Here is a 4,685-nt window from a genome sequence, read left to right on the forward strand (position 1 = left end):
CGGCCGGTGTCGCGGGGGCCCCGGGACCGCGCAGGGCAGCCGGGACCGGAACCCCCGCGGTTCAGGGGCTGTCCGGGTGCTCTCGTCCGGTTCAGGCCGGGTCCGTCCGGACGGCGAGGCCCCGGACCCGGGCGGGGGCCGGCCGGCACGAGGGGCGGCCGGCCCGGGTCACTCAGACGTAGTCCTGGTACTTCTCCAGGTAGCGCACCGGCTTGGACAGCGCGTCGCGGCGGAACGGGTCGCCGAGCTCACGGGTGCACATGATCTCGATGACCGTGGTGCGGCCCTCGTTCATCTGGGCGTCGACGGCCTTCTGCAGCGCGGGGCCGACGTCGGAGAGCTTCTCCACGACGATGCCGTCGGCGCCCATGGCCTCGGCGATCGCGGCGAAGCTCTCGTTCTCCAGCTCTCCCGCGACGAAGCGCCGGTTGTAGAAGTCGACCTGGTTCTTCTTCTCCGCGCCCCACTGGCGGTTGTGGAAGACGACGGCGGTGACGGGGATGTCGTGCCGTACGGCGGTCATGATCTCGCCCATGCTCATGCCCCAGGCGCCGTCCCCCGCGTACGAGATCGCCGGGCGGTCCATGGCCGCGGCCTTGGCACCGATGATGGTCGGCAGGGCGTAGCCGCAATTGCCGAAGCTCATCGGCGCGAAGAAGGAGCGGGGCTCCTCGAAGCGGAGATAACTGTTGGCGACGGAGTTGATGTTGCCGATGTCGGTGGAGACCATGACGCGCGGCGGCATGGCGCGCTCCAGCTCCCGCAGCACCTCGCGCGGGTGCAGCCAGTCGCCCTCCTCTTCCTCCTGCTCGGCGATCATGTCGAGGCTGAAGGGGTCCTTCTCGTGGGTCCAGGCGCTGAGCTCTTCCTCCCACGCGTCCTGCTCGGCCTTCATGGTCGCGGCCCGCTGCTCGCGGGTGGCGTCGCAGTCCAGGGTGCGGCCTTCGAGCCGCTCGGTGAGTGCGGCCGCCGCGTCCTTGGCGTCGCCGCAGATGCCGACGGTGATCTTCTTGACCAGGCCGAGCATCTTGTGGTCGGCGTCGATCTGGATGATCTTCGCGTTCTTCGGCCAGTAGTCCATGCCGTGCTGGGGCAGGGTGCCGAACGGGCCGAGACGGGAGCCGAGCGCGACCACGACATCGGCCTTGGCGATCAGCTTCATCGCGGCCTTGGAGCCCTGGTAGCCCAGCGGCCCGCACCACTGCGGGTGGCTCGCGGGGAACGAGTCGTTGTGCAGATAGCTGTTGACGACCGGGGCGCCGAGCCGCTCGGCGAGCGCCTTGCACTGGTCGACGCCGTCGGCCATGACGACGCCGCCGCCGGAGATGATGACCGGGAACTCGGCGGTGGCCAGCAGTTCGGCGGCCTCGTTCAGGCTCTTCTCGCCGCCCGCGCCGCGGTCCAGCCGGTTCGGCCGCGGGATCTCGGTGTTGATGTCGCCGTAGAAGTAGTCGCGCGGGATGTTCAGCTGCGTCGGGCCGATCTCCGACATGGCCCGGTCGAAGGCGCGGCCGGTGAACTCGGCCATGCGGTTCGGGTTGTTCACATGGGCCTGGTACTTGGTGAACTCCTGGAACATCGGCAGCTGGTTGGCCTCCTGGAAGCCGCCCAGGCCCATGCCCATGGTGCCGGTCTCGGGGGTCACGATGACGACGGGGCTGTGTGCCCAGTACGCGGCCGCGATGGCGGTGACGCAGTTGCTGATGCCGGGGCCGTTCTGGCCGATGACGACCCCGTGCCGACCGCTGACCCGGGCGTATCCGTCGGCCATGTGGGCGGCGCCCTGCTCGTGGACGACGGGCACCAGACGGATGCCGGCCGGGGCGAAGATGTCCATGGCATCCATGAACGCCGAGCCCATGATGCCGAAGATATCGGTGACGTCATTGGCCACCATCGTCTCGACGAACGCCTCCGACGGCGTCATCCGCTGCGGGCCTGCCGCGACAGTACGGCTGGTGTCCGCGGGGTTCTCGCTCATGGTTCCACTCCTTCAGCACACCGGATCTCATAAAGAATCGGTACGTGGCGTTCCTGAAATCAGGATCTGAGTGGACCATAGGGACCCGATTGCACTCCGTCAACGGTAGGTTCCGAAAATCGATACCTGTTACGCTAGTTTCCGGAATTTGGACCGACCTGGAGCTACCGTGGACCTGTCACGCGCATCCGACCCCGCCGCGCTCAACGGCGATACGCCGACCATGCGGCTCTTCGCGCTGCTCGAACTGATCGCTTCCAAGGACCAGTTGGTCTCGCTCCAGGGCCTGGTCGAGGAGACCGGCATGCCCAAACCGACGCTGCACCGCATGCTGCAGCAGCTGGAGAGCGCCGGCCTGCTCATCCGCCAGAGCGACGGCAGGCATTACGGCACCGGATCGCGGCTGCGCAAGCTCGCGGAGAACCTGCTGCTCAACGCCACCCACCACGGCGCACGCCACGCGGTGCTGCGCAGCCTGGTGGACGAACTGGGCGAGAGCTGCAACATCACCACGCTCTCGGGCAACGAGGTGGTCTATCTCGACCGGGTGGAGACCCCCGAGCCGCTGCGCTTCTATCTGACCGCCGGTTCCCGGGTGCCCGCCCACTGCTCGGCCAGCGGCAAGATGATCCTCTCCCAGATGCTCCCGGCGCAGCGGCGCAAGCTGCTCGCCCACGCACCGCTCAAGCGGTGCACCCCCAACACCGTGACCGATCTCGACGCTCTGGAGGAGGAGTTCCGGCGCGTGCGCCGCGACGGATTCTCCCTGGACGACGAGGAGTTCCTGCCCGGCCTGGTCTGCGTGGCGGTTCTCGTACCGAGCGAGGGCGCCCGTTCCAACATGTGCGTCGCCGTCCAGGCACCCGCCGTACGGCTCACCGCGGACAAGGCCCTGCAGGTCCTGCCCGCGCTCCAGCGCGCCGCGGCGGCGATCAGCCGCATCGAGGCGGAGGGAACGCCGGAAGGCTCCACCGACTCCCCCTGACGAAGGGAATTTCCCCCATGACGACCTGTACCGCGACCGCGGGCCCCACCGACGGCGCGGCATCGGCCGAGTCCGCTCCCCCGGCGCCCGGACCCGACATCACACTGGCCGTGAAGGACGTCTTCGGCATCGAATCGCCGCTCACGGTCCCCGCGTTCGCCGAACCGTCCGAGCACGTGCCCGAGACCGATCCCGCCTACCGCTTCAACCCCGATGTGACCCTGGCACTGCTGGCCGGTTTCACCCACAACCGGCGGGTCCTGGTCCAGGGGCTGCACGGCACCGGCAAGTCCACCCATATCGAGCAGGTGGCCGCCCGGCTCAACTGGCCCTGCGTACGCGTCAATCTGGATGGCCACCTCAGCCGCCTCGACCTCGTCGGCAAGGACGCGGTGGTGCTGCGCGAAGGCCGCCAGGTGACCGCGTTCCAGGAAGGCATCATCCCCTGGGCGCTGCGCCGGCCGGTCGCCCTGATCCTGGACGAGTACGACGCGGGGCGCCCGGACGTCATGTTCATCATCCAGCGCCTGCTGGAACGCGAGGGCCGTTTCACCCTGCTCGACCAGAACACGGTGCTGCGCCCGCACCCGCAGTTCCGGCTGTTCGCCACGGCGAACACCGTGGGCCTGGGCAATCTCAACGGGCTCTACCACGGGGCGCAGCGCCTCAACCACGCCCAGATCGACCGCTGGAACATCGTGGCCGCCCTCAACTACCTGCCCGCCGAAGAGGAAGCGGCCATCGTTCGGGCGCGGGTCCCGGCGTTCGCCGACGGGGCGGGGCGCGAGCTGGTGACCGCGATGGTGGCGGTCGCCTCGCTGACGCGTGCGGGGTTCCGCGCGGGCGACCTGTCGACGCTGATGTCGCCCCGTACGGTCATCACCTGGGCGGAGAACACCGAGATCTTCGGCGACAGCGCCGCCGCGTTCCGGCTGTCGTTCCTCAACCGCTGCGACGAGGACGAACGCCCTGTCGTGGCCGAGTACTTCCAGCGCTGCTTCGGCCGGGAGGCGGAGGAGCCGGGACGGGCGCCGGGGCACGGACCGCTCGCGGGCGAGCCGGTCCGGGGCGCCTGACATGGGCGGCACCCAGGCCGCGGTCCGTCACCGGCAACGTGTCCAGGAGCTGTGCGGTGCGGCGGTCCGCGCCCTCAGCGGCGTACCGGACCTGCACTTCAGGGGCGGGCGGCCGCACCGCGGACAGCAGGCGCTCCCGGTGTTCGCACCGCACCTCTACCCCTCGGCGCAGGACGACTTCGGCTCCTTCCGTGGTGCGGCGGACGGCCTTGCGCTGCGGCTCGCCCACTCCGACCAGGAGTTGCACCGGCGGCTGCGCCCTGACGACCGGACGGCGCGGCTGGTCTTCGAGATGCTGGAGCAGTTCAGGGCCGAGTCGCTGGCGCCCGCGCACCTGCCGGGGGTGGCGCGCAACCTCCAGCACCGGCACGAGCAGTGGTCGCTGGCCTTCCACCACTCGGGGCTGACCGAGACGGCGAGCGGTCTGCTCCTCCATACGGTCGCGCAGGTGTGCCGGGCCAGGATCACCGGGCGCCCGGTCGTCGAGGAGACCGAGGACGCCATCGAGGCCACCCGCGGCGCCCTGGCCCCGGTGATCGGCCACCAGCTGGCGGGGCTGCGCAGGGACCGCGGCGACCAGGCCGGGTTCGCGGTGCACGCCCTGGCGATCGCGCACGCCGTGGCGGAGATGACCGCCTCCGCC

At 70.0% G+C, this 4,685-nt stretch carries 3 protein-coding genes and 1 pseudogene; 3 read left to right on the top strand and 1 reads right to left on the bottom strand.

Features of this window, described 5'->3' with window-relative positions; genetic code table 11:
- Positions 1-172: 172 nt before the first annotated feature.
- Positions 173-1,981 (bottom strand): sulfoacetaldehyde acetyltransferase, encoded by a 1,809-nt coding sequence (gene xsc / locus G3I19_RS34645; RefSeq protein ID WP_164267666.1) that lies wholly within the window; start codon positions 1,979-1,981, stop codon positions 173-175.
- A gap of 169 nt (positions 1,982-2,150) precedes the next feature.
- Here xsc and G3I19_RS34650 point away from each other — a divergent pair, with 169 nt between their 5' ends.
- The 3 genes and pseudogenes from G3I19_RS34650 to G3I19_RS34660 form a co-directional block, all read left to right on the top strand.
- Positions 2,151-2,966, top strand: a complete 816-nt coding sequence (locus G3I19_RS34650) for an IclR family transcriptional regulator (protein WP_343235302.1) — start codon at positions 2,151-2,153, stop codon at positions 2,964-2,966.
- A gap of 17 nt (positions 2,967-2,983) precedes the next feature.
- On the top strand, positions 2,984-4,042 hold the full coding sequence (locus tag G3I19_RS34655; protein ID WP_164267667.1) for an AAA family ATPase: 1,059 nt from the start codon (positions 2,984-2,986) through the stop codon (positions 4,040-4,042).
- 1 nt (position 4,043) lies between these two features.
- Positions 4,044-4,685: pseudogene (locus G3I19_RS34660) on the top strand (cobalt chelatase); the annotation flags it as partial.

This window comes from Streptomyces sp. SID10853 (assembly GCF_010548145.1).
GTDB lineage: Bacteria > Actinomycetota > Actinomycetes > Streptomycetales > Streptomycetaceae > Streptomyces.

What these genes read in the sequence shown, in the direction of transcription:
- xsc (WP_164267666.1), bottom strand. Translation starts at nt 1,981, where the DNA reads ATGAGCGAGAACCCCGCGGACACCAGCCGTACTGTCGCGGCAGGCCCG.
- G3I19_RS34655 (WP_164267667.1), top strand. Translation starts at nt 2,984, where the DNA reads ATGACGACCTGTACCGCGACCGCGGGCCCCACCGACGGCGCGGCATCG.